Genomic DNA, 24430 nt, shown 5'->3' on the forward strand with positions numbered 1-24430 from the left:
ACTCAGACAATAGGAATAATAAAATATCGGAAAGGAGTGAAAAAGCTGGATATTTGCGACTTTCTAATTATTTGAATGTACAACGGTTAATGATCTTAAGATATATACAATATTTCTTAAAAAACAAAAGCAAAAATGAATGTCTCAAAACCTTAAAAATAATGTAATTTTACAAGAACTTCTGAACTCTCTCCAGATTCCTTGAGTGGTTTAAAAACGTGACACATCATATAGATTAAGGGGGAGTTAGACGAGGTTAAGGGTTTAAATACAATTTAATCTGTAGTGTTATAAATCCTTTTCATTAATTTTTAATAGCTTATACTTTTAGTACTTTAAGTATACTACTCAATCACTTCGATAAAATTTGGAATTTATCCCCTGAATTCACTATCGAAGTTATATAGTTGTTTTAGATCAGCATTTATTTTATTATATAATTAGCTACAAAATCCTATGGCTTATACTTTTAAAATACGCTTATATTCCAGTAACTCTATATTTCATATGAGTAAAGAGTGTGGTCAACAATTTTATGCATTTGAGATATTTGCATTTATTATCACTCCCCTATCCACTAAATATACTTGAGTGTAAAGAATGTTGTAGATTAGGAAGAAGGTCGAGAGCCAACTCGTAATCGTTAACCTATTGGAACTCCAGGGGGAATGGAGGTCCATAGAGGAGAGCCTATGCTTCAATGTCCTTGCTCAGCGTAATCCCTCCTACCAAACGTAACCCTTTTGTGCTTAACATTAAACCAGTCAAATGCATTATAAGCTGGTAGCCCGTCATGAAAGTAAATCACTCGATCAACCCTCTTAAAGTACCTACTCGCAATTTCCTCAATCCCCCTCATGTTAACTATTAACACGTGAAACCACTCCTCAAGCCATGAAGAAGGGAATAGCCTTAGTCACAACATCCCTAACGATCCAAACGTAATAATAATTACCCCCTAACGCAAACAACCTTAGTCTCGTCAATAGCGTAAAGACTCAAGGACACAACGTACTTAACCCTACCAAGCCTCTTATAATAGTAAAGCAAGGTGGAGTGTGGTATACTCCAAGAGGATAAGCCAGCTAGATAACTCGCTAAGCCTAACGCGATCTCCTCCCTAACGTGAAATCTTGGCTTAAGATTAATATTATACTCCATTAGGATTAAAATAACTTGGGTTAGACGGGGATATTCCATCTATTAGGCATGTGCTCACCAATAAAAATCCCGTGCTCACCCAAAAAGGTATTACGCTAAATAAAAACAATTTATTTCTATAATAGAAGCAACTTATACGATTAATTTCAAATTAATTAAATTGTTGACCACACTCTGAGTAAAAATGAGAAGAACACTTAAGGCAGCAATCTTGGGGTCAACCGGGTTAGTTGGGATAGAATACGTTAGAATGTTAACGAATCATCCATATATTAAAGTGGGATATCTAGCCGGAAAAGGTTCGGTAGGTAAACCTTATGAAGAAGTTGTAAGATGGCAAACTGTAGGTCAAGTTCCAAAGGAAATAGCTGACATGGAAGTAAAACCAACTGACCCTAAATTAATGGATGATGTGGATATTGTATTCTCCCCCTTGCCGCAAGGTGCTGCTGGTCCAGTAGAAGAGGAATTCGCTAAACATGGATTCCCCGTAATTAGCAATTCTCCAGATCATAGATTTGATCCTGACGTACCATTGCTGATACCAGAAATAAATCCACACACGATATCGCTTATTGATAAGCAAAGGGAAAGTCGTGATTGGAGGGGTTTTATAGTCACTACACCATTATGTACTGCTCAAGGAGCTGCGATTCCGTTAGCACCGATATACATGAACTTTAGAATAGATAGTAGCTTGATAACAACCATTCAATCGTTGTCAGGAGCAGGTTATCCTGGAATACCTTCACTAGATGTCGTAGATAATGTATTGCCCCTTGGTGACAATTACGATAATAAAACGGTTAAGGAGATTAGTAGGATATTAAGTGAGGCGAGAAGGATGGTCAATGATGATAATGATCTGTCATTAGGTGCGACAACTCATAGAATAGCAACCATTCATGGTCACTATGAGGTAATTTACGTCACTTTTAAAGAAGATATTAGTGTAGAAAAGATCAGAGAGACCCTAGATTCTTTTAGAGGAGAACCGCAGAAATTAAAATTACCCACGGCCCCAGAAAAACCCATCCTTTTAACTAATCAAGATGCGAGACCTCAAGTGTATTTCGATAGATGGGCAGGAGATCCACCTGGAATGAGCGTAGTTGTAGGGAGATTAAGCCAGATAAATAGGAGAACTATTAGATTAGTCTCAGTAATTCATAACACTGTAAGAGGTGCTGCTGGAGGAGGTATATTAACAGCCGAACTCTTGGTCGAGAAAGGTTATATTGATAAGAGGTAACTCTTTTTACTTATCCTTTCCTATTCTACTATATGAATTTTATTACATTTGCTGAGAAGTTAGGAATTGATCGTGAAGCTGCGATAAAAGTTTATAGGCTATTTAATGGTGGTTACTTTGAAAGTTTATACTATTCGAAGCCTCCTATTCTTCATAAGCTTAGAGAATGGCCTAGAAAATATCTAAGTAAAAAACTTGTATTGATAAGAAATATTCAATTAAATCAGGCGTTTGAAGCCTTAATATGGGGAGACATAATAGCAATCTATGGGATGTCTTCGACATTAATCAATAAGCCAATTAAATATGATATTTTGGAGAAAAACGTGGAGTACGTATATGAAGAAATTAAAAAGTTCTCCCTCTCCAACAATTTTACAGACTATCCAACCGCGTTAAGTTTAGATTTTGTTAAGGTAGATTTTTCGCCATTCGTAAATGACTTAACTAGTAAGAGAAAAGAGGAAATAGAAGCTAGTGATTCAGAAATAATTAATGATATTGCATATGATAGTAAATTAATGGAAGAGATAAAAGTTAGATATCCCTGGGCTAAGAACGTTAAAAGAGAGAACGCTATAAGGGCTTTTCAGTTATCTGAAAGAGTGAATGAATTCGTAGACTATGTTATACCATTTATATATTATTTAGCAGCATCGAAAACACTTCATTTCGATTATACTCTAATAAGCAATACAATTTCAGATACAGTAAAAATAGTCGAAGAAGAAGGAAGTAAGGCAATAAAAGAACAGGAAGTAAGTAGTGAATACCAACGAAAAGTAAAAGAACTTTTTCAACTTATTATTACTACCCTTAATTACTTTTAGGTTTATATACCATTTCGGCATAAAGATAATACGTGACAACAAGAGGAAAAGAACAACAGAAAAAAAGAAGATATAGTGAAAGCATCACTGCATTTAAAAAAGAATTAAAAGCGTTAAGCTTTGAGCCAATTTATGGAGAGTCCATAAAAGATATTATAACTAGATTAACGGTAAAAATTGAGGAGATTGCTAACCAATATAAATATACAGTTGAATTTCCAGAGAAAGCCGAAATAGAGGCTGAAGGAGATATTTACTATTTCATATATCCTATAACCTTAAAGACTAAGACAGGGAAGAAAAAAATCTATCTTCACGTTCAATATCTAATGTATGATCAAAGTCAATGGGCCGGAATGATAACTGGAGTTAAATAAATTTCTTTCTTCTTATCCTTATGAGAATTAAAATGATAATTGTTACAATGTCTAACGCCACACCTATAATAATCAAAATTGGATTGCCCACGCTTAAATATCCTGATTTGATATAATTACTACCAATTGTTGTGATATAATTTACATTATTACCTATAGTACTATTTATCTTTATTATTTGAGAATTAATTAAACTCACATTCAATGCCCTAGAATTTATCAAGGTTACTGAACCGTTTTCAACTATTAGATTACGTATTATACTATTAACAAACGTAGCGTTATGACCAACTATTATAGCATTATCTATAAATTCATTGAAGGCTATAGTACCATTGAATGCACGCACATACACATATGGTAAGACTACGAATTGGCTCGAAGGCGATAGTGGATTTATGGATAAGGTATTCACGTCTAGCGTAGCAGGGAAACTCGTAGGAATTCCATCCGCTGATATCCCTTCCACGTAAACATACCAATAACCAGATATACCATAAGTAGAATATCCTAAGGAGTTAGAAGATGATCCACTGGGGATTTGTAATTTACCGATCCAACTGCCGTTAAAGTATGTTAGAGGTACACTATATTGTAGTTGTAAGTTGTCAAACTGGCTAGAAAGATAAGAAGGAACAATAATAGCGGAAAATGAGCCACATTTGACCTCAGTACCATTAGGATAAGTAATATTAGCTATTATGTAAATCTGTTGGTTTTGGTATACGATACTGGTATTGGGTATTATTCTAACCTTAACATTAAGTGAATAAGGAGACACGTAAATTTGAGTTACACCTATGCCTTTCGCAGTAAAGTTAGAAGCGTTGTAAATTGCCTTAGCTACAACATAATAGTATCCGGGCTTCAATTTTGGCAAGGTAATTTGGGTTATATATATTAAAGTATTTTGATAAGTGATTGCATTTACGGGTATAGAGTAAACTTCGGCACCGGATATGTTATAGAAACTTACCGTAACGTTTGGCGATCCCGTTGCTAAGGCTTCGGCAAGTATAGTAACGTTTTGACCAGGAGAGACTACAACTGGGTTTGTGAAGATTGGAGGATATACTGCATCAAGAATATATATTCCGCTAACGAATTCATCGAAACCAAATACATTCGGTATTTTAATAAAGTAGACACCACTTACAATAGTACTTGGCAACTGATAGACCCCAGTAAGGTAACCAAATTGTATTTGTATACCTAAAACGGAAAGGTTTATCACTGGAGTTCTTTGCAATAGAACACTTGAAACAATTGACATCTTGTTGTCTATCTGATCATATTTATATATTATAGCTGTAAGATTTGGAGGATTCTTTACCAGAGAACCGTTAGGATATATAAGTTGAACCACTATAGGAACGGATTCAGGTTGTGGGAATAATGCAATAGGGGGAAAGATGAATTGGGCCTGATAGCCAATAGTAACGTAAGTATCACCTTCCAAATTATCAGCTTTTACTATTACCTCTTGTATACCACTTCCACTTGCAATAAACTTGCCAACCCAATAAGTTCCATTAAATGATAATGGGAACTGCTGAATAACAGAACTGCCATTAAAAACCATTCCAATTACGCTTGATGGCATTATTCCGGAAATATTAGCGACTACTTTTACGACTTGTCCATCTAAATATGTACTATTATAGACTGCAACAGCAATAGTAGGGGAATGCATTACTTTAGGTAGTAATTGATACAGATATCCAGCATTTATTGACCCTAAACCAGTTACAGGATTTAACTCAGAGGAGTTAACATAATAAGGTGTATTATATCCAAACCTTATAGGCGTTAATGCGCTTGTATTTCTCAGCTCATAAAGGTAAGGATTTACAAATCCCAACCTACCATATTCTTGAGTCATTAAGTCAATAATCCCGCTAACTACTGGTGTAGCTAACGATGTACCTCCAACTAGGTAAGTTTGATTGTAGTAATATAAGATAAAAACACCAGTATATGGATTGGCATCAGCTACAACATCCGGAACTAATCTAAAACCATTACTGCCTTGATACGAAGGTGCTGGGAACAGTGTACTATATCCTCCAGTGGTAGCCCCTAGAACACTTTCCCCGCTCCACGCTGTCTCAATAGTCTTATTTCCTGAGATGTAAACAGATGAACCACCTACTGCTAAAACATAAGGTATCGAAGCTGGGAATATTACGGAACCTTGTGGAGCTAAGAAGTAATTATAACCATTTCCGCCTGCGTCACCAGATGCTGCGGTGAAAGTAATTCCCTCTACTTCACCTAGCCAGTATTCATACATTAACGAGTTGACATATGAAAGAGGAATTAGCCCTAAATCTACGTAAAGTTCAGGGATACCAAAGCTCTGTGATAGGACATTTACCTCATTTTGCTGAACTATATATGCTATAATTGCAGGAAGAGGAATATTTGGATTAGCGACGTATAAAACAATTCCAGCATCGGGAGCTATAATATGTGCATACTCGATATCTAACGAGATCTCCATTGCCCAGCCTGTTGTTATACCATCATTAGGATTATAAGCCCCTATAGGAACGATTTTAAAGAACGGAGGATTAGAAATATTGTATTGTTTATCAAATTCTTCTAATTGTTGCTGAATGTATGGGTCACCGTAAAAATCCAATACTCCTATAACAGTGCCTTTTCCAGTTATATTATGGGCATGTAGCCAAGTAATATTATAGGCATCAAGTAATTGACTAGGCGCTAAAGCATTATATGCTACTGCTTGTGTAATGTTATAGAGCGTCGTAGGTTTATTTAGAATTAATGAAGTAATATTGGTACCTATTACAATAGCGTTTGGAATAACTGGAGATCCGGAAAACTCATAGAATTTCTTCCCATCAAATTCATAAACATAGAATTTTCCATTTAACACTTTTTCTAACTTGGAAACGGTTCCGCTAGCTAATATCACATTCATATAGCTAGCTGCAGATATATTTAATTGCCTTAACTGAGATAAGGTTCTTGAAATTTCCTCAGTTGGAATGAAAAGCTTCTCCACTTGACTCTGATTTAATACAATATGTTGCTGAACATACTGTTGTAAAAGTGTTAAATTATTAGGTGGAAAAACTATAGCTACAGTTAAGTAATAGTTTGGAGATAATGTAGAGATGGATTGGTTATTTATATTTGTCATAATCAATGGTAGAACGATACCACTTAAGGTTAAAATCAATAAAAATGTACTCCATATCATTAAAGTAAGATGTATTTTCTGAGTGTATATAATTTTTCCCAAGCTTCTTATGCTATTTAACTCCCCAGTTAAAACCAAGAATGAGGAAAGGACCTCATAAACCTACACATTTGGTAATACATCTAATAAATTCAATGTCAGTATGGGGATTTCTTTTATCTTGATATAAACTAAAAAATACTAAGATAGTATTAAACTAACATTAACCCCATTAAAATATATTATATTGTGCTAAAGTAGAAGAAAAATAGCACTTTTCCTAATCAAGTGAAGAGGAATATAGAATTTATTGCACGTGAGATAAAGGGAAAGCGAGAGTGAGTCAATTCAAGTAAACAAGTAAACGAGTATACAAACAAACTGGGTAGTCCAAGTAAGATTTAGAACTCGTTTGAGATCCCTCTCCCCTCATCTCAGTCGAGGAAAGAGAGATCATCTCGTCTGCAAACTCCCTCAACTTGATCCTCCGACGAGATGAGAGAATAAACCAAGCATTAACTATGAGATACGAGATGAGGACGATAACCAACTCCTTCCTCACGTCACAAGTCCTCGTCCTTATCCTAAAGCTCTCAAGGGAACGAAATGCAGTCTCTATTCCCCACCTCCTCCTATACATCTCAGCCAAGAAAATGGCCTCGTACTCCGAAACCCTACTCCTCACCAAAAACGAGACTAACCTATCTCCCTCCCTCAAGATAACCAAATAAGCTCCAGAACGATGCCTCTTAACCAAGAAACCCGTATAGGTTACCCCAGCGTAGGTTACATTAATCTCCTCCAACTCCTTGAGGTAATTCTTATACATGTTCAACCTAGCTGCTATGACGAAGTCAACTCCCCTCTCCACGAGGAACGAGAGTACCTCGTTCACGGCGAACTCCCTATCGGCGAAGATAATTGTTAGCTTGAATCCCAGCTCCTTGACTTGTCTCTCGAGGTTTGTGAAGATTTCCTTGAAGTTCTTTGTTACGTTCTTCTCGGTAACGGGTTGGACGCTTATGAATCCCTTAACTCTTCCCATGAGGTAGATCGCTATTTGGACTAGTCCATAGGTTGTGCCCTTGGTTGGTTTTATTCTCGCTAGTAAGTTCTTTGATTTGTGGTATTGTGGTATTGCGTGGAAGTCCACTGCTACCCTCTTGTCCCTGACCTTGAGGAGTTTTTTAGCCTGTTCCTCTATTGCGCTTATCACGTTTTCAGCTTTCACCGAGTTTAGGGCGTTGAGCGCGTATTTTCCCTCGTTTCCAAGCTCGCTTAAGTATCTTCCTCTAGCTTTCAAGAGTGCTCTCAAGATCTTTTTTACCTTCTCATCTGGGAGAGAAAGGAATATTAGGGAGAAAAGGGATAATAAATTCTTGAAGGCGGACCTAACGTAAGTTCTATTATGGTCTGTTGTACTGGTCATACGTTAGGTTCGCCTTCCTTATATACAAACTTTTCTCCTATTTTACATTTTGAAATTTAGCCTTATTGTATTTTATTTAATGCGTAATTTTCGCTAAAAACGAAATCCCCATACTGATGTAACGACTTAATATAACTTAATAAGTTATGTGAAGCACTTGTCCACTAAAGTAAATTATCGTTTTAGGAAGCTCGGTAACTGTTTATAAAAGATCATCAACAAAATAAACTTCATTTTTTAATGCTAAAATGTGAACAGTGATTTTAAAACTCCATATTAGAGATAGATTTTATGCAAAAGATACCAGAAGATGGAGAAGTAATTAAATTTGAAAATGGAAAATGGATTGTACCTAACAACCCAATAATTCTATACGTTGAAGGGGATGGGATAGGACCAGAAATAACACACGCTGCAATGAAGGTCATAGATAAAGCAGTTGAAAAAGCTTATGGATCTAGTAGAAAAATTAAATGGGTAGAAGCTCTAGCTGGAGACAAGGCAGAAAAACTAACCGGAAATAGATTCCCTAAAGAGACAGAGGAATTGATAGAGAAGTATAGGGTCTTATTAAAAGGACCTTTGGAAACACCAATAGGCAAAGGATGGAAATCTATTAACGTTGCAATCAGATTAATGTTGGATCTTTACGCAAATATTAGGCCAGTAAAATACATTCCGGGTATAGAGAGTCCCATTAAGAACGCTGATAAGATTGATATGATAATATTTAGGGAAAATACTGATGATTTATACAGAGGAATAGAGTATCCTTATGATAGTGAACAAGCTAAAAAAATTAGAGATTTCCTCGAAAAAGAGTTAGGGGTGGAGATAGAGGACGACACTGGCATTGGTATAAAAGTTATTAGTAAGTTTAAGACGCAAAGGATTGCAAGAATGGCCATAAAATACGCTATAGAACATAAACGAAAGAAAGTTACGATAATGCACAAAGGTAATGTGATGAAATACACTGAAGGGGCATTTAGAGAATGGTCATATGAGGTTGCAACAAAAGAGTTCAGAGATTACGTTGTTACTGAAGAAGAGATTACGAAGAACTACAATGGAGTACCTCCATCTGGGAAAGTTATAATAAATGATAGAATAGCCGATAATATGTTCCAACAGATAATTACTAGACCAGACGAATATGATATAATATTAGCGCCTAATGTAAATGGGGATTACATATCAGATGCAGCAGGCGCATTGGTAGGAAATATTGGAATGTTAGGTGGTGCAAACATAGGTGATACTGGAGGCATGTTCGAGGCGATACATGGTACCGCACCTAAATACGCTGGTAAGAATGTTGCAAATCCTACGGGAATAATAAAAGGTGGAGAGTTAATGTTAAGGTTTATGGGATGGGATAAGGCAGCTGATTTAATAGATTCAGCAATTATGGAGTCCATAAAGCAAAAGAAGGTTACCCAAGATCTCGCTAGGTTTATGGGTGTAAGAGCATTATCGACCACTGAATATACTGATGAATTAATATCAATAATCGATACGATATCTTAATTTTTACAGTAAATTTCCTCTGTTACTACAGCATCAATATACCCTAAATTGTTTTTTGTCTCTCAGTGAATTTCCTCTGTTTCCGATGAAAGCTGTTCTTTTTTACTTGGTCTAAATTATACAAACAATTTTCTTTTTTAATTTACTAATATAATGTTTCAGAGGAAATTAGCTGTGTGTTCCTTTAAAAATAATATTACTTTATACAAAGGTATTACTTTAGGTTAATGATAGGGTATTTTAACCTTCAACAACGTCAGAAATTTACTGTATAACTGGGGAGTTAAAAGCTATCTATTCTGAAAATTTTACAAAAAACTACTCAATAATTATGCTAATAATGTCTATACGGTCATGTTACCTATTTGTAAGGGCAAATTATTTTTAGATTTTATACAGTTAAGAGTCTAACAATTTTGAAAAGATTAATAAGTAACTTTTTTAACCTAGCTATGTGGCAATGGTTATTAGGCGTACGTTTATAAAGTCTACCTTAGCGGTGTCTTTTTCAATATCTTATTTATTGTACCTTATTGCTAGGGTCTCTTTCGGATCTGGTAAACTCGCCTTTATTATAGCATTATTGCAATTGTATCCCTATTTCCTAATCGAATATTTACCTACAGTACAAGTTGTTTCGTTATTCTTTCAGTCGCTTTTATTACTTCTTTTTGCTATTTTGATTTTACTGATTACTTACATGTTATTTTCATTCTATAAATTATACAAAATTGTTAAAACCTCAATTTTGAAGTAATATTGATATAACCTGTGGTCTAGATATTACCAACAGAGTCATAGGAAACAGGTTTAACAGTAGAAACATTAGAAGCTAGTGTGATAAGGGAGACATTGAAAGGTGGTAAGGGTGAAGTCATAAAAAACCCTAAGGTCTTTATCGATCCGTTATCTGTATTTAAGGAGATACCGTTCAGAGAGGATATATTAAGGGACGCTGCAATAGCTATTAGGTATTTTGTCAAGAATGAGGTCAAGTTTTCGAACTTATTTCTTGGATTAACCGGTACTGGAAAGACTTTCGTGAGTAAATACATCTATAACGAGATTGAGGAGGTTAAGAATGAGGATGAGGAATATAAGGATGTAAAACAAGCTTATGTTAATTGCAGAGAAGTTGGTGGAACACCACAAGCAGTGTTGTCATCATTAGCTGGTAAGCTGACTGGTTTTTCAGTGCCTAAGCACGGTATTAATCTAGGCGAGTACATTGATAAGATAAAGAATGGTACTAAGAACACAAAGGCCATAATATATCTTGATGAAGTTGACACATTGGTTAAGAGGAGAGGGGGAGATATAGTACTTTATCAACTGCTAAGGTCAGATGCTAATATATCAGTTATTATGATTAGCAATGACATAAATGTTCGTGACTATATGGAACCTAGAGTTTTATCATCCTTAGGTCCTTCAGTTATTTTTAAACCTTATGATGCAGAGCAACTTAAATTTATCCTTTCAAAGTATGCAGAATATGGTTTAATAAAAGGTACCTATGATGATGAAATACTAAGTTATATTGCAGCTATCTCTGCTAAAGAACACGGTGATGCAAGAAAGGCAGTCAATTTGCTTTTCAGAGCAGCTCAGCTAGCTTCTGGTGGGGGCATGATTAAAAAGGAGCATGTAGATAAGGCGATAGTGGATTATGAACAAGAGAGACTCATAGAGGCCGTCAAAGCCCTTCCTTTTCACTATAAATTGGCTTTAAGGAGTCTAATAGAATCAGAGGATGTGATGTCTGCTCATAAAATGTATACTGATCTTTGTAATAAATTCAAGCAAAAGCCTTTATCGTATAGAAGATTTTCAGATATAATATCGGAACTGGATATGTTTGGGATAGTTAAGATAAGGATAGTTAATAGGGGTAGAGCCGGTGGAGTTAAGAAGTATGCTTTAGTGGAAGATAAGGAGAAGGTGTTGAGGGCACTTAATGAGACTTTTGAAGATAGTATTGGTATTGGTGATTTTGATGATGTGGGAGAAAATTAAGAGGCTAGAAGAGAGACTATATGAACTAAGAAGGGAAATTGAGGAAGTTGAAAAGGAATTAGAAGGATTACCAAGCGGACATCTTGAGGTAAAGGTAATTAATGGAAACATTTACTATTACTTAAGGTATTGGGAAGATGGTAAATTAAAGAGCAAATATGTTGGCAAATTTGCTAGTGATATTAAAGAAAAACTTACAAGAAGCGAGCAATTAAGAAGAAGATTAACACAATTAAAAGAGGAAGAAAAGAAGTTATCCAATATTATTAACAAAGTAGAAAAGATTATTACTGATTATTAAACATGTCTCTATATGTATGTTTTACTTTAAGATAGTCTTAAATAACCTATTCTCTATAGATATAGAATAGTGATGCCTGTGATAATAGTATCGGCTCAGACATCGATTTCCCAAGCGTTATCTGGTATAGCTACTAGTATTATCGATGCAATACCTTCTATAATACTATTTGTAATAATACTATTAATAGGTTATATAATAGGTAATATAGTAGCGTATTCTATTAGGGCGTTCTTAGGTAGGATTTTTAGAGAGGAACACGTTAGAGCTAGTGTTGACATAATAGCAGGTACGGTAAAGGCGTTAATCATATTAATTGCATTGTCAATAGCTCTTTCTTTTCTACAGTTGGGAGCAGCTTCTGGATATGTTCAACAGATAGCTAATTATTTACCTAAATTAGCTGGGGCTATAGTACTCCTTACCATAGGCTTAACTCTAGTCAATATTCTGGTTGATTACATGCAGAGGCAAATAGGAGCTAGATCTCAAGATGACTTGATAACTGCGATATTTAACGTTCTGAGGTTTGGTCTTTATGCTGCTATCTTAACTGTTGCCGCATCCTTAGCAATTTTCAGTGTTATACCATATGTTGATCCTTATGTATTTTATGCGATAATATTAGGTGCCGTAATACTATATGCCGCATATGCCTTAATTGATAAAGTACTAGTTCCTTTTGCGAACTCTAATCCAGATTTAGCCTATGTCGCAAATTACGGTAGATTAATATTATATATTATTGTACTATTAATTGCAATCGCTATAATAGTTGAACCCTTCGGAAATGTTACATCAATAATATACGCTATATCGTGGGGTCTGGCAATAGCTTTTGCCATAGCATTAATTCCTCTGGTTATAAGTTTGGTAAAGAAATTCTTGGCAGAAATTAAATAAGTCTTTATAACAAGCCTTTTTTAAACTCTAGTTACCCTATTATTTTTATGAGTGGAATTTCCTCGAAGGAATTAGAGGAACTTAAAAATAGTGGTTGGCTGATATTAGAAGATGGAAAGAAGGTTAAAAAGGAATTTAAGTTTAAGGATTTTAAGCAATCAATAGATTTCTTGAAAGATATTCAACCGTCAGCAGATGCTTTGGATCATCATCCTGATGTTTGTGTTTATTATAATAGAGTAATAGTGGAATTAACAACTCATGATGTAGGCGGATTAACAGATCTTGACTACAAATTAGCTATAAAAATTGATGAACTTTACAAATTGAAAACTAGCAATTTGCAATAAGAATTGACGTGTAAAATAATGATAGTGTTTTTGTAAGTTAAGTCTAGTACTCCGTTTATTAAAATTTTAAGAAGTTAGAAGGAACTCAATACGTTCTCTTCCACCAACTTTAATTCCTTTATTTACTTTAATTTTTAGGAAGTTTTCTAATATAGTGATCTCTCCTTTCATTTTAACGTTCAGTATTTTTCCGGGAAATCTCCATATTGCCTCATATGGATATTCTGTGATCTCCTCCTCGTAGAAGTTTTCGTAGACGTTTACTCCTTTCCTTAATTTTCCCCTAAACACTATTATAAATTCAATAACGGGATGGGTAATATCTAAAAGGAAAATGTCTGTACTAACTACTTTAGCTCTTGTAGATCTATCATTTATTATTATCTTCTCCTCATCTAAAAAATTCTGCATGTTTCCCTTAACTATCTCCATTTCTTTATCTAGCATTTCTCTTGTTAGACTTGCATAGTAATTTTCAGGATCATAATAATAGAAAAAAGTGTATTGTGTAACGTTACCCACTTTATCCATAACGAAATTTCCTAAGCCGAATATTGGAGTTACTTTTTCACTCATCTTTTCCTCCTTTTCTTTCCTATCTCTGCTTGTAAATAGGGCTGTAACACTTCTTTTAGTGCTGGACATTCATTTAACTTTCGTTTTAACTCAGTTAGGAAACAACATAGTGCTCCTAATCTCTCCATACTTGTAAACTTTATCGAGTTTTGTGGCCTTTCAGTGGATATCGTTAAGAATCTGGCTTGGCCAGATAATGCCTTTAAATAGAGTCTGTCAGTTGAAGCTAATTCCGTAGTTGTCCACTTTCCCTCAGTGGATTCTGGTAATTTTATTTCATTCCAAGATACGTTATTACATTCAGTTTGACATTCAAATTCCTCATCTGTACTAATTAAGTCTACGACCTCCGCCTCTGTAATCTGTGCTGTAGGTGATAAAAAGTTTGACATTGAAGTTTTTAATTCCTCCCTTTGATATGCACAACACGCTAGAGTTTGTAATTCGTCCACCATTTCGAAATCTCTTAGATTTATGTTATTTGTCCCTCTTACAGTAGATATTGTAAGCAATGTAAGTGAATTAGGAAGCATGAGTACTTCGAATTTAAAATAATTTGAATCAGCTATTCTTATAATATAGGTTTTATTTTCTTCATTAGATAATTTTCTAAAACTTTCAAATTTTTCCCGAAGGAGATTAGAATCGCAGTTAGGTACAAGAAATGAGAAACCTCTTATTTCCCTTATTGACTTCGTTGAACACTTCATCGTATATATTATACACTATTAAGGTATTTAACTTTAAGAGCTATTAAGTTCGTTTGCTTTTTGAATATCAGTATAGGCTTCATCTTCTCTCCCTAATTTCATTAGAGATTTAGCTCTCCTTACGTACGCATTTCTATATAATGGGTTGGCATTGATAGCTTTCGTATACATATTTACTGCTTCCTCTAATAATCCCCTACCTTCCTTTAATTCTCCTAAACTGAAGTATACTTCTGCATAATATGGGTTTAGATTAATTGCTATTTCCAAATCACTTTCAGCTTCCTTATAGTTTCCTAATTCTTTTTGAGCCATAGCTCTATAAAAGTACAACTCAGCGTCAGTAGGATATTTCTCGATTGCAATACTTAAGTCAATTATAGCATCATTATATCTGCCTAATTTAAATTCTGAGATACCCCTTATCTTATATACTAAAGGATCCTCATCTTCTATAATCTTAATCTCATTTAGGGCGTTCTCGTAATTTTCCAATTTTAAATAAATCAATCCTCTTAGTTTACTAGACTCCTTAGAATTATCATCTAAATACGCTAGTGCGTCTCTATAAAGTCCTTGAATTATAAGTACTTTAGCCATTCCAATTTTATCTTGAGCTTTCTGAAAATTCTCGTAAGCTTCTTGTAGTTTTCCTAGCTCAAAGAGTATTTTTCCTTTAAGGGAGTAGGCTTCCTTGAGGTCTGGATTCTGAGCGATTATTTCATCTAATAATCTTAATGCGTAATTTAAGTTCTTGTTCTTATATTGAGTATAAGCTTCTTTCAGGCTCAAACTCTCACTTAATATATCAATTAATCTTTTTGGTAAAATAAGCATTTTATATGATCTACACTTTGTTAAGGTTAGTCATTTATGAAAAATCGTGTGATAAGATAAGTTTAGTTTATTTTAATAAAACTGAATTTTCTCTTGAGTTAGAGAGAATCAAAGGTATTATGTGTATTCACTCTCACGTCTGCGTTTTACTTAAGAAGTTGAATAAAAAGGTCAACGTATTAGTGACTTACATATTGTAAAGTTTCGGTATTGAATTCAAGATTTAGCCTTTGTACGAAAATGTTTTGAATTCAGATATTTCCCTCCATTACATGCATCACATGAGGCAATAAGAATATTCAAGTCAACACATTATTAGAGTTTTGAAGGAAAACATTTTTTGATCATTTTGAGTTATGTGGGCATTTAATCTTCTCTACTTCATCTTGAGTCAAGGGAAAACCATTTTGTCTGAAAGTAATCATCAGAACCGAGTTCGTTCTTCATCAATCAAGGCATGCCAGGTTCATCATATAATCCAGTGCTTATACACTCATTTCCCCATCCTCTCATTAGCCCTTCTCTAATTATTTTTAGATACTCTTCGCTTGGTTTCATTCTATCCTCTTTATGGCTAGAGACGTAGGCATACGCAAAATATTCTTTTCCATTTTTATCATAAACTTTCACAACTTCTCTAATATACTTTATTAAGTGTTGCTCAGCCTTATCTAACGAGTTTAAAGTATGAAGGAAAACCTTTTGCAAATATCCACATATTATGCCGTTTTCATCTTCTATTAGATTTGCGCAATAACCGTATTTGCAGGGTATGTTAAATATCAGCTTATAGCCTTTCATATAGGCTGGAATTTCACTTAACATTATATCAACTCCACGCTGATGTAAAATCTTCTCATTAGTATTTTCAGCATATGCGAAATAGTTTACAATTATGGGCATTCCGCTCCACGCTGAGTAGTCGCCCTCTTCTATCTTATCCATATCTTTTGCTATTTCTCTGTTGTATCTGTAGAAATATACGTTATCCAAGTAATATTTTCTTTTTTGATCAAAATATACCCTTGTTTTTTCCCTCACGTACAAATCATCTGGGGATCCTTTGTAATCCTCTACCTCATCAAGTAATTTAATTAGGTTCTCATCTATCTCATAAACTTCTCCCCAAACTATACCATCACCCTTAATTATACCTGGATAATTGCCTAAATCGTACATTTCATAACCTTCTATGTAACCTAGGCCTATAAACCTTGATTTAGCTACTAGGTGATTTAACTCGAAACCATATCTTAGACTACCATACACAAAAAGGTACATATTTACTCACCTAAAAATGACTCTAGCCAAAGTTCAACTTCATCTATGTTTAAAGCTTTTATAGGTTTATCGTTTTCCATAAGCGTTGTAGAATCATAGTACGCTAATCCATCTCTTATCTTAAATTTTATAACGTAGTATCGTTGATTTGGTATCTCTCCTTCCCCTCCTGCTTCTTCAATCGTTGGAGGGTAAAATATTGCTAGTAACTCTTCTCCGTTTTCCCTAACGTCAAGACCCCTCCTAGTAAGTATATCTATCAATTTTTTATACTCTACTGGTTTCAATATCACTCACCTTCTTTCTGACTATTAATTTCATCCCCTCTCTTCTTATAACTATTATATCTTCGTTTTTCTTTATATCCTCTAGAGCTAAGGCTCGCCAATATTCGCCCTCTACTATTACATACCCTTCTTGTCCAGATTTTATATCATCAACTGCTTTTCCAATTTTTCCCTCATAGGAGTATAAGTTTCTCCCTCTAGTTTTTATAACAACATTAATAACCCTATATGTTAAGAAACCTAGTAGGGCCAAAGTAGGAATATCTATAATAGGGTCGGATATGTAACCAGTAATGACTAAAATTGCGATTAAAATTGCGATAATTATCAAGGTGATTGCTACTGGGTGTGCCACAGATTTTTTATTAGTTTAATTAGTATATATTCGTGATGTATAAGGTTCTGCTTATACTAATTCTATTGTTACCATTATCAATGCCATTGACAATACATACTATTTCGCAACCTTCTTCCTTGGCTTTTCCCTCTGGAGTAACCAGTTATCCTTTGAATACAGTAATCTATACAAATTTCGTTGTGGGTAAGATCAATATTTCATATTTAAATATAGGTAGATCATACTTGCCTGGAGGAGAATATTTTACTACGGGGAATGCGTCTCTTCAGCTAAACGCTATGGTATTAGGAAAATATTGGGCACAAAATGTAATCCTATTTCATCAAATATCAAATAATACCTTTTATGCTACACTGATAGTAAATCTTTGGAATCTCTCTGGCCCCTTTAGCAATTCAACAGGGAATTCGTTAGTATACCAAGGCCTTGGCGTAATTTGTTATCAAGGTCCAACGTTAAAGGTAAACTTACCCCTCTCCATTAGTCTATTTATGGAGATAGTTAATTCTACACTAGACTTCGGATACGATATAAATGGGGAAAGAGGGATTTACTTCCGATATCCCTTAATAGGATTATTCCAGTTAGGCGGTCTTTCATTGTTAGGATTGCCAAATGATCTAGAATTAGTTTGGGGAGGACCAGGTGGTGGAAGTGTAGTTTTTATGAACGTGACTAGCGTAGCCAATTTGTATTATTTCAATGGCAATAGTTTAAGTATTGTACCCAATGCTTACTCTATTGGATTTGATACTGCAGAGTCAGCATTTGGGGTTAAGGTATACTCCACTTTTCCTACTGTATTCTCACCTATAGCAATAGAAACAAGTGGGGTTAACGTTCCTTCAATATTATGGCCAATACCTCCTCACGTTTTAGTTAATCAGACTAGTGATAGAATAACTGTGAAATTATCCATAAGTAATAAGTCATTGCCTGGGCAAGAGGTCTATTTAGAAACTGGGTTTCCTCCTTCAATTGTATCTTCTGCAGTAACGAACTCTTCTGGGATTGCAGTATTTCCTAATAACAATTATTCGTTTTACGTAGTTTATTTTCCAGGTAACTTTACGCTATCTTCTGCATATTATTTTTCCTCACCTATCCTTAATTCGCTTTCCAATAAGTTTCATTCTTACTATCAAGATTTATTGAACTTCCTTAACTCTGCCCAAAATTCCTTTAAAAAGGGTATAAAGTCTATATTATCTAAGCAGGAGACTTCTATAACTTCTACCACATCAACTTCAACTCCTTTAAGTTCTCCCCAATTTGGGGTCAACTTGTATATTATAGTTTACATCTTGGCTTTTGTAATAGGTATGGTTATTTCAGCAATATTAATAAGGTTCAAATTATAGTTATATATTTGGAGGTAGTAAGATTTGGCAATTAGTATAGGAGACATAGTAGGCATAGTATTTCTGATCATAATAATAATAATTTTTATTGCAATGTCATTCAGAGTAGTGAGAGAATGGGAGAGAGCCGTTGTACTGAGATTAGGGAGATTTTTAAGAATAAAAGGCCCTGGAATTATATTCCTTATACCCTTTGTTGATAGACCATTAATAGTAGATTTAAGAGTAAATACTGTTGAGGTTCCACCTCAAACTATCTTAACTAGAGATAACGTTACTGTAAGTGTAGACGCAGTAGTATACTATAAAGTGGTTGACCCGCAAAAAGCAGTACTAAGTGTTTACAACTATAATGTAGCAGTGCTGAATTTAGCTCAAACGTCATTAAGGGATATTGTTGGACAAATGGAATTGGACGAGCTATTAAGTAAAAGGGAAGAGATCAATAAGAGAATACAAGAAATTTTAGATGTTACGACTGAAGGGTGGGGAATTAAAGTCACCGCTGTAACTATAAGAGATATTAGATTATCTCAAGATTTACTATCTGCTATGGCGAAGCAAGCTGAGGCAGAGAGATTAAGAAGAGCAAAGGTAATACTAAGTGAAGGTGAAAGGCAAGCTGCAAGTATTTTAGCTGATGCATCCACTTATTATAAGGATAATCCATCGGCATTACAATTGAGGTTTTTAGAAACATTATCAGACATTTCACAAAGAGGAGGTTTAATAATAGTAGTTCCTGCAGGAAATGAAATATATCCTACTCTAGGTACTAGTGCTGCTTTGTCAACTCTCTCAAAAAAGTTACAAACTGAAACTAAGTAGTCAGCTGGACTAGGAGTCTTCATCTTTCATTTATGTCTTTCTCATCATTAGTTCTGCTAGCTTATCATTTATATCTAAATAGTTTTCTCTAGCTAAGTTAAATAATAATGCGTATTTTTTTGCATCTTGTGAATTTATTTCAGAAAGTTCGTCAGCTAGTTTATTTAATAACGTAACTTCTCTAACACCTTGCATAGCCCATGTGTTCAGATATTTAATTGGCGTGAGGTCAAGTTCCTTTTCGGTTAACACATCTATTCTAACTATTGGTGATGTTATATTATACTGGTAATATATAGAGTAGATTGAGAGTGAGTCTTTAAACGCCTTTTTATATTGGATATAAGCCTTTGAGATTCCCTTTAGATCATCTGGTATTGTCTGATTATTTATTAACGAATCCCAACTTATCCATCCTAGAAAAATTGGTTTATTAAGCTCAGACCTTTCGAGCCTATATTTATATATGATATTAGATATTATGTAATTCTCCCTTGCCTTTATCAATGCCGGATAACTGTTTAAAAATTCCTTTATCAGTATTCTGTGGGAGAAGTTCTTTACTATTCCCACGATTAGTTTATTCTTATCCTTTAATCTTCTAAGTACTGTAGAACGATATAGTGCTAACTTATCCAAAGATAAGATATTTTCTATCTCAACATCCTCTTCATAATATGTTGGTGGATCTACAATAGGTCCATCGATAAATATCACGTCACACTCTTCACACTTCTCAATTAGACCCGTTTCTAAAGTAAGCATAAATAAGATGGATTTGTTGGATATTACATTCTTGTCGTAGTAATTCTCTATTATCTTGAAATCTTCAGCTATATCAGAGGGAACATTCTTTTTATCCTTCTTTTTACCTAAGATTTTCACAGCTCTAGCCAAGATGAGGGTTACATCACTTAACTCTATTTCATATTTACTTCCGTCTACCGCGCACGCTATGTGATCGGAATCTATAATCTCGTCAAGTAGTCCTATTTTTAGTTCTGTGTTATTTGAAGTAATATCGTCAAAAATTAGGTTAGTTGCCGTGTTTATTTTCTCTTTTTCATCAATATCCTTAATAGCTAGTTCATTTATCTTTTTGATTACCTCATCGATATTCAAACTTTCACCTTTATCGAAATATTTCTCTCTACAAGCATTTCCATAACCTTAATAGCTTCTTGTAAGTTATCTTTACTAATCTTGATTTCGCCTTTTTCCATAAGTGCTATCAGAATATTAATCTCGTTCTGGTTTAGATTTACTTTTCTCAACTCGTTTACTATAATCCCATATACTTCATTGAGGTGTCGTTTAGCTTGTATTTCAACTTCATTCAACTTAAATAGTGATTTCTCATTAGGGATGGTAAAAGTTTTCACATCTTTTGGAATTTTAAGAAAATGATACAAGATTTTCGCATATAATTTTAGTCTATCATTTATTTCCTCGATGTTCTTAATCTTATCTTCTATTATTTTATTTATATCTTGTTCTACGTCCTTTTCTAAGCTGTTAATTTTTCCTTTTATCTTCTCTACGTATCTGATGATCTCTTCAGCGGAATCGAATTTAATTAGTCTTTCTATATCTGCTTTAATTTCCTCAAGCTTATCTTCATACTTATTTAATTCGCTTATTTTCTTCTCTAAGCTCCTTAATTTCTTTAGAGACTCCTTAAGGCTTTGTTTAGATATTTCTAATTCTTCTATTGTCTCAGTAATTTTTCTATCTTCCTCTCTAAGTTTTTCTACGTCTAAGTGCTGTTTATATTGGGTTAGTTTTTCTATAAACTCAGCTAAATCCATATTCTTCTAGAACCTCCTTTATCTCTTGAATTAGTTGTGTTATCTTTTGCTTGTTTCTCTCCACGTTCTCCTTTAACTTAGGTAATTCCGGACTTATCTTTTCTAACTCCCTTACAATCATCTCAATATTATTTAATTGAATACCGACTTTACTTAACGATACAATTTCCTCTATTATTGTTCCTTTTAACTCATCTCCGACTATCGATATTCCATTTAATATATCTTTCAGCAATTTGAATAATATGAAATAAAGGTTTGAGTTATCTTCAACATGAATTGTGGTAAGTAAGTAATCGAGGTATCTTTTGAAAGGTTCCGTTTCTCCCTTTTCATTTATCTCTTGAATTCTCCTCGCTAGCTTATCCATGTGTATTTTGAAGTTTTCTTTGAGTTCTCTAATTATATCGTGTACTCTCTCTATTTCCTCTATTTTCTCGTTTATCTTAATATATCTCTTAGCTTTTTCTACAACTTCTAATTTCTTGTAGATTTCCTCCACGATCATGTCTGTTTCAATAACTGATCTTTCAGTCTCTCTTAATAATTCCAGATAAATATTCGATAAATAGAGGTAATCATAGCATAACCTTATATCTCTATTTTCAGTGCAAGATTTCTCATATGTTTCAATGACCTCTTTCATTTCTTCAAGACTTCTTACCGCAGCTCCCCTCTTTTTAGCTGTTATGAAGTATCCGTAAGCTGTATATGGATTATCTAGTTTTTCCTTTATTTTTCTTATCTGCTCACTTATTTTCATATAAATTGAGTCTTTATTTAAATATTTACTAACTTCACCACTAACTATTGACGAGTAGACTAGGAAGTCTAAGGTAGGGTTTTGCCCAATTTTTTTATCAGGGTTAAAAATTTGGTAAGCGAAGATCAAAGGATTATTTTTATAATCCTTTCTTTTGATATCTTGTGGATTTACATAGTACATTATATAATTAAATACGACATCCTCTGCTTCTTGTTTGAATTTTTGCTTAATAAGTCCCGCAAATAGCTTAGAAAACGACGATAATGAGTCTCCAGCCAGGTCTTCGAAATCTATGTAATTAGCTCTTATCTTTATTATATAATTGTTATGGAAGTAAGTAACTACGTCTTCAATGAATGTGTTTGATGTTTCTATATCCTCTAAATGAAATTGTTTACTTCCATACATTCTAAATTTCTCGTTAATGATTTCATTTACCTTGTCGAATACTTCATTAGCGTTAGCCATCTTTATTGAAGGGTAGAAGATTATCCAATTAAAAGATTGTATTAGTCTCTTATTTTTAGGTATTGGAAGTTGTTTCAAATTAAGATTATCCCTTATTTTTAATAGTAGAGAGGATATCGAATTTTTCAAATCCCCTAGTCTTAGTTCTATAGAATCCAGTCTAATTCTACTTTGTCCATAAATTTTAGAGAATAATAGATATAATAGCTGTCTTTTCTTCGGTGTAGTGATTTTTAGTTCGATCAAAGGTATTGATAGAGCGTCTAAAGTTTTCGACAATTCTTCCTTTCCTATTTGAGGCTCTATTAGAATAACACCGTGAATTATCTCATCGCTTTCTCTAATCTCTTTTATTAGACTCTTAATCTCATCCTCGGTAACAGGATTTGTTAAAATAATTGTAATTTTTTCATTTTTATCTATAATTTTTAAAAACCTTATATAGTCTTTGGTTCTATTCACACTATCTATTTTTATTCCTAAAATCTCCAAAAGATATTCTAGGGATTCGAGTTCCTTCTCTCTATCTGTAATATATGTGTTCACAAACTGTAGAGCCTTATCTCGTATTTCTCTAGATTTGAACTCTACTACTAATCCTCCTATGTTCGTATTCGCTATGCTCTCAAAGAAGTTCCAAGATAATGCGTAGGCTTCAGTTTTACTGAATATTGTTAGTTTTTTGATATCCTCCTTTATTTTACTTATATCTATACTTTCATATACTATATTTTCTATATTATCTGATATAAATATGTAAAAGTCGTCTTGATAATACGTTAAAAGGAAATCTTCTACGTATTCTTGTCCTTTGGGGAATACCTCAATCCATTTTAAGTATGGTATTAGAGCTCCTTTAACAATATGACCTTCTAATTGTTTTATGATTAATTTTTCGTCAGTGAATATTCTACTCATTAGCACCCTATATAACTTGCTTAATTCTTGAGAGTCCATTTCGTTTTCAATTCTTGCCAACGTATCTAGCTTAATTGTTTCTCCTTCTGAATTTAGACTGATCCCTTTATCTGACCTTGCTAGTTCATTGAAAATTCTTTCTACATTAGGAAGATTATCGCAAAGTATATCGTTGAAGAACCTTACATATTTTCTTCTCTCCTGGTCTATTACCCAGTATGGTAAATCCATGTATTGGAGTATTTTGAAGTCCTTTACGTTACCCATATTTAGCATACATTTTAGCATCAGTAGAAACTCTAATTTAGACGGATTTTCTATACTAACTTTCCTTATTCTTTCAAGGAGTGAAGGGTAGGTCTCTGAAAATAGGTTATAAATCAATCCGCCAGTTCCAAATATTTTAGAATATGCGCTTGGAGTCATGGAAAGATATACTATTGAATTTCCGGTTGAGTTGGCTAATTCCTTTACCTTATTCCAAAAATCCTTTATCTCGCTTTGATATTCTGCAAAATAATCTACAGAGCTCTCGACCTCATCAATGAGATACACGTTGTTTCTAAACGTTAATAGATCTTCAGTTTTACTTAAAAGTTCTACAAAAGGTACTTTTATTACATTAATATTTCTGCTTTTAGCGTATTCCTCAATAATGTCGAGAAACGTGCTTTTTCCTTGGCCCCAATCGGCCACAAGGGATATTATTTCTGGGGATTGTTTAGTCGTAGATATTCTGTCTATCTCGTCCTTAACTTGCTTGAAAAATCTCAGTCTATTAATATAAAATGGATTTTCACTAATACAAGAGAAAATTTGATATATGTAAGACGAGTCGGAGGCAGTCTCGCTTATTCTCTTATAACAACTCACAT

At 34.0% G+C, this 24430-nt stretch carries 22 protein-coding genes and 1 pseudogene; 11 read left to right on the forward strand and 12 right to left on the reverse strand.

Going from position 1 to position 24430, the window contains the following annotated elements; all coding sequences use genetic code 11:
- Nucleotides 1–533 precede the first annotated feature (533 nt).
- A pseudogene (locus GFS03_RS01505) lies at nucleotides 534–1270 on the reverse strand (IS6 family transposase).
- A gap of 75 nt (nucleotides 1271–1345) precedes the next feature.
- On the opposite strand from GFS03_RS01505, the gene asd reads away from it, so the two are divergent.
- From asd to GFS03_RS01520, 3 genes are read left to right on the forward strand one after another with little or no spacing between them, the layout of a single operon-like run.
- Nucleotides 1346–2413 (forward strand): aspartate-semialdehyde dehydrogenase, encoded by a 1068-nt coding sequence (gene asd / locus GFS03_RS01510; protein ID WP_153422171.1) that lies wholly within the window; start codon nucleotides 1346–1348, stop codon nucleotides 2411–2413.
- Between the two features lie 32 nt (nucleotides 2414–2445).
- Nucleotides 2446–3243, forward strand: coding sequence for a hypothetical protein (locus tag GFS03_RS01515; RefSeq protein ID WP_153422172.1), 798 nt, complete (start codon nucleotides 2446–2448; stop codon nucleotides 3241–3243).
- A 32-nt stretch (nucleotides 3244–3275) separates the two neighbouring features.
- Nucleotides 3276–3620: a hypothetical protein gene (locus GFS03_RS01520; RefSeq protein ID WP_153422173.1), complete on the forward strand. Its 345-nt coding sequence runs from the start codon at nucleotides 3276–3278 to the stop codon at nucleotides 3618–3620.
- Here GFS03_RS01520 and GFS03_RS01525 read toward each other — a convergent pair.
- Nucleotides 3613–6849, reverse strand: coding sequence for a S53 family peptidase (locus tag GFS03_RS01525; RefSeq protein ID WP_153422174.1), 3237 nt, complete (start codon nucleotides 6847–6849; stop codon nucleotides 3613–3615). The two genes, GFS03_RS01520 and GFS03_RS01525, sit on opposite strands and share 8 nt — an antisense overlap.
- Before the next feature lie 322 nt (nucleotides 6850–7171).
- Complete coding sequence (locus GFS03_RS01530; RefSeq protein ID WP_238699150.1) at nucleotides 7172–8257, reverse strand: transposase; 1086 nt, start codon at nucleotides 8255–8257, stop codon at nucleotides 7172–7174.
- Nucleotides 8258–8548: 291 nt separating this feature from the next.
- On the opposite strand from GFS03_RS01530, the gene GFS03_RS01535 reads away from it, so the two are divergent.
- The 6 genes from GFS03_RS01535 (at nucleotide 8549) to GFS03_RS01560 (ending at nucleotide 13357) form a co-directional block, all read left to right on the forward strand.
- Complete coding sequence (locus tag GFS03_RS01535) at nucleotides 8549–9787, forward strand: NADP-dependent isocitrate dehydrogenase (protein WP_153422175.1); 1239 nt, start codon at nucleotides 8549–8551, stop codon at nucleotides 9785–9787.
- A gap of 460 nt (nucleotides 9788–10247) precedes the next feature.
- A complete protein-coding gene (locus tag GFS03_RS13445; RefSeq protein ID WP_153424529.1) occupies nucleotides 10248–10544 on the forward strand; it encodes a hypothetical protein in 297 nt (98 codons plus the stop codon).
- 80 nt (nucleotides 10545–10624) lie between these two features.
- Entirely contained in the window at nucleotides 10625–11803 is a 1179-nt protein-coding gene (locus tag GFS03_RS01545; protein ID WP_153422176.1) for a Cdc6/Cdc18 family protein, read from the forward strand.
- Entirely contained in the window at nucleotides 11784–12104 is a 321-nt protein-coding gene (locus tag GFS03_RS01550; RefSeq protein ID WP_153422177.1) for a hypothetical protein, read from the forward strand. The genes GFS03_RS01545 and GFS03_RS01550 overlap by 20 nt, the downstream gene beginning before the upstream one ends.
- 69 nt (nucleotides 12105–12173) lie before the next feature.
- Nucleotides 12174–13007, forward strand: a complete 834-nt coding sequence (locus tag GFS03_RS01555; protein WP_153422178.1) for a mechanosensitive ion channel family protein — start codon at nucleotides 12174–12176, stop codon at nucleotides 13005–13007.
- A gap of 47 nt (nucleotides 13008–13054) precedes the next feature.
- The gene (locus GFS03_RS01560; protein WP_153422179.1) at nucleotides 13055–13357 is read left to right on the forward strand and encodes a 4a-hydroxytetrahydrobiopterin dehydratase; all 303 of its coding nucleotides are present in this window, start codon (nucleotides 13055–13057) and stop codon (nucleotides 13355–13357) included.
- Nucleotides 13358–13423: 66 nt separating this feature from the next.
- Here GFS03_RS01560 and GFS03_RS01565 read toward each other — a convergent pair whose 3' ends face one another.
- The 6 genes from GFS03_RS01565 to GFS03_RS01590 all read right to left on the reverse strand — a co-directional run bounded on the left by GFS03_RS01565 (nucleotide 13424) and on the right by GFS03_RS01590 (nucleotide 17403).
- Nucleotides 13424–13933, reverse strand: coding sequence for a hypothetical protein (locus GFS03_RS01565; RefSeq protein WP_153422180.1), 510 nt, complete (start codon nucleotides 13931–13933; stop codon nucleotides 13424–13426).
- Nucleotides 13930–14643 (reverse strand): hypothetical protein, encoded by a 714-nt coding sequence (locus tag GFS03_RS01570; RefSeq protein ID WP_153422181.1) that lies wholly within the window; start codon nucleotides 14641–14643, stop codon nucleotides 13930–13932. The genes GFS03_RS01565 and GFS03_RS01570 overlap by 4 nt, the downstream gene beginning before the upstream one ends.
- Before the next feature lie 33 nt (nucleotides 14644–14676).
- The gene (locus GFS03_RS01575) at nucleotides 14677–15480 is read right to left on the reverse strand and encodes a tetratricopeptide repeat protein (RefSeq protein WP_153422182.1); all 804 of its coding nucleotides are present in this window, start codon (nucleotides 15478–15480) and stop codon (nucleotides 14677–14679) included.
- Nucleotides 15481–15930: 450 nt separating this feature from the next.
- The gene (locus tag GFS03_RS01580; protein WP_153422183.1) at nucleotides 15931–16761 is read right to left on the reverse strand and encodes a gamma-glutamylcyclotransferase; all 831 of its coding nucleotides are present in this window, start codon (nucleotides 16759–16761) and stop codon (nucleotides 15931–15933) included.
- Between the two features lie 2 nt (nucleotides 16762–16763).
- Nucleotides 16764–17048, reverse strand: coding sequence for a hypothetical protein (locus GFS03_RS01585; protein ID WP_153422184.1), 285 nt, complete (start codon nucleotides 17046–17048; stop codon nucleotides 16764–16766).
- Nucleotides 17029–17403, reverse strand: coding sequence for an NfeD family protein (locus GFS03_RS01590; protein WP_153422185.1), 375 nt, complete (start codon nucleotides 17401–17403; stop codon nucleotides 17029–17031). The genes GFS03_RS01585 and GFS03_RS01590 overlap by 20 nt, the downstream gene beginning before the upstream one ends.
- 35 nt (nucleotides 17404–17438) lie before the next feature.
- Between GFS03_RS01590 and GFS03_RS01595 the strand changes: the two genes are divergently transcribed.
- Together GFS03_RS01595 and GFS03_RS01600 are read left to right on the forward strand one after the other, a co-directional pair.
- Nucleotides 17439–18767 (forward strand): thermopsin family protease, encoded by a 1329-nt coding sequence (locus GFS03_RS01595; RefSeq protein WP_153422186.1) that lies wholly within the window; start codon nucleotides 17439–17441, stop codon nucleotides 18765–18767.
- Between the two features lie 24 nt (nucleotides 18768–18791).
- Nucleotides 18792–19595 (forward strand): slipin family protein, encoded by an 804-nt coding sequence (locus GFS03_RS01600; protein ID WP_153422187.1) that lies wholly within the window; start codon nucleotides 18792–18794, stop codon nucleotides 19593–19595.
- A 30-nt stretch (nucleotides 19596–19625) separates the two neighbouring features.
- On the opposite strand, the gene GFS03_RS01605 is transcribed toward GFS03_RS01600, so the two are convergent.
- Genes GFS03_RS01605 through GFS03_RS01615 form a run of 3 tightly spaced genes read right to left on the reverse strand, consistent with a single transcriptional unit; the run spans nucleotide 19626 to nucleotide 24428 of the window.
- Nucleotides 19626–20717: a DNA double-strand break repair nuclease NurA gene (locus GFS03_RS01605; RefSeq protein ID WP_153422188.1), complete on the reverse strand. Its 1092-nt coding sequence runs from the start codon at nucleotides 20715–20717 to the stop codon at nucleotides 19626–19628.
- A complete protein-coding gene (locus GFS03_RS01610) occupies nucleotides 20714–21403 on the reverse strand; it encodes a hypothetical protein (RefSeq protein WP_153422189.1) in 690 nt (229 codons plus the stop codon). The genes GFS03_RS01605 and GFS03_RS01610 overlap by 4 nt, the downstream gene beginning before the upstream one ends.
- Nucleotides 21390–24428, reverse strand: a complete 3039-nt coding sequence (locus tag GFS03_RS01615; RefSeq protein WP_153422190.1) for a P-loop NTPase fold protein — start codon at nucleotides 24426–24428, stop codon at nucleotides 21390–21392. Before GFS03_RS01615 ends, GFS03_RS01610 begins: the two co-directional genes overlap by 14 nt.
- Nucleotides 24429–24430: the final 2 nt, after the last annotated feature.

The sequence above is a fragment of the Sulfolobus sp. E5-1-F genome (genome assembly GCF_009601705.1).
Classification (GTDB): domain Archaea; phylum Thermoproteota; class Thermoprotei_A; order Sulfolobales; family Sulfolobaceae; genus Saccharolobus.

Bases quoted from the DNA above. Each gene is read 5' to 3' on its own strand.
- GFS03_RS13445 (WP_153424529.1), top strand. From the start codon at position 10,248: ATGGTTATTAGGCGTACGTTTATAAAGTCTACCTTAGCGGTGTCTTTT.
- GFS03_RS01570 (WP_153422181.1), bottom strand. From the start codon at position 14,643: ATGAAGTGTTCAACGAAGTCAATAAGGGAAATAAGAGGTTTCTCATTT.
- GFS03_RS01575 (WP_153422182.1), bottom strand. From the start codon at position 15,480: ATGCTTATTTTACCAAAAAGATTAATTGATATATTAAGTGAGAGTTTG.
- GFS03_RS01515 (WP_153422172.1), top strand. From the start codon at position 2,446: ATGAATTTTATTACATTTGCTGAGAAGTTAGGAATTGATCGTGAAGCT.
- GFS03_RS01525 (WP_153422174.1), bottom strand. From the start codon at position 6,849: ATGATATGGAGTACATTTTTATTGATTTTAACCTTAAGTGGTATCGTT.
- GFS03_RS01550 (WP_153422177.1), top strand. From the start codon at position 11,784: ATGATGTGGGAGAAAATTAAGAGGCTAGAAGAGAGACTATATGAACTA.
- asd (WP_153422171.1), top strand. From the start codon at position 1,346: ATGAGAAGAACACTTAAGGCAGCAATCTTGGGGTCAACCGGGTTAGTT.
- GFS03_RS01610 (WP_153422189.1), bottom strand. From the start codon at position 21,403: ATGGATTTAGCTGAGTTTATAGAAAAACTAACCCAATATAAACAGCAC.
- GFS03_RS01595 (WP_153422186.1), top strand. From the start codon at position 17,439: ATGTATAAGGTTCTGCTTATACTAATTCTATTGTTACCATTATCAATG.
- GFS03_RS01565 (WP_153422180.1), bottom strand. From the start codon at position 13,933: ATGAGTGAAAAAGTAACTCCAATATTCGGCTTAGGAAATTTCGTTATG.
- GFS03_RS01580 (WP_153422183.1), bottom strand. From the start codon at position 16,761: ATGTACCTTTTTGTGTATGGTAGTCTAAGATATGGTTTCGAGTTAAAT.
- GFS03_RS01535 (WP_153422175.1), top strand. From the start codon at position 8,549: ATGCAAAAGATACCAGAAGATGGAGAAGTAATTAAATTTGAAAATGGA.
- GFS03_RS01560 (WP_153422179.1), top strand. From the start codon at position 13,055: ATGAGTGGAATTTCCTCGAAGGAATTAGAGGAACTTAAAAATAGTGGT.
- GFS03_RS01530 (WP_238699150.1), bottom strand. From the start codon at position 8,257: ATGACCAGTACAACAGACCATAATAGAACTTACGTTAGGTCCGCCTTC.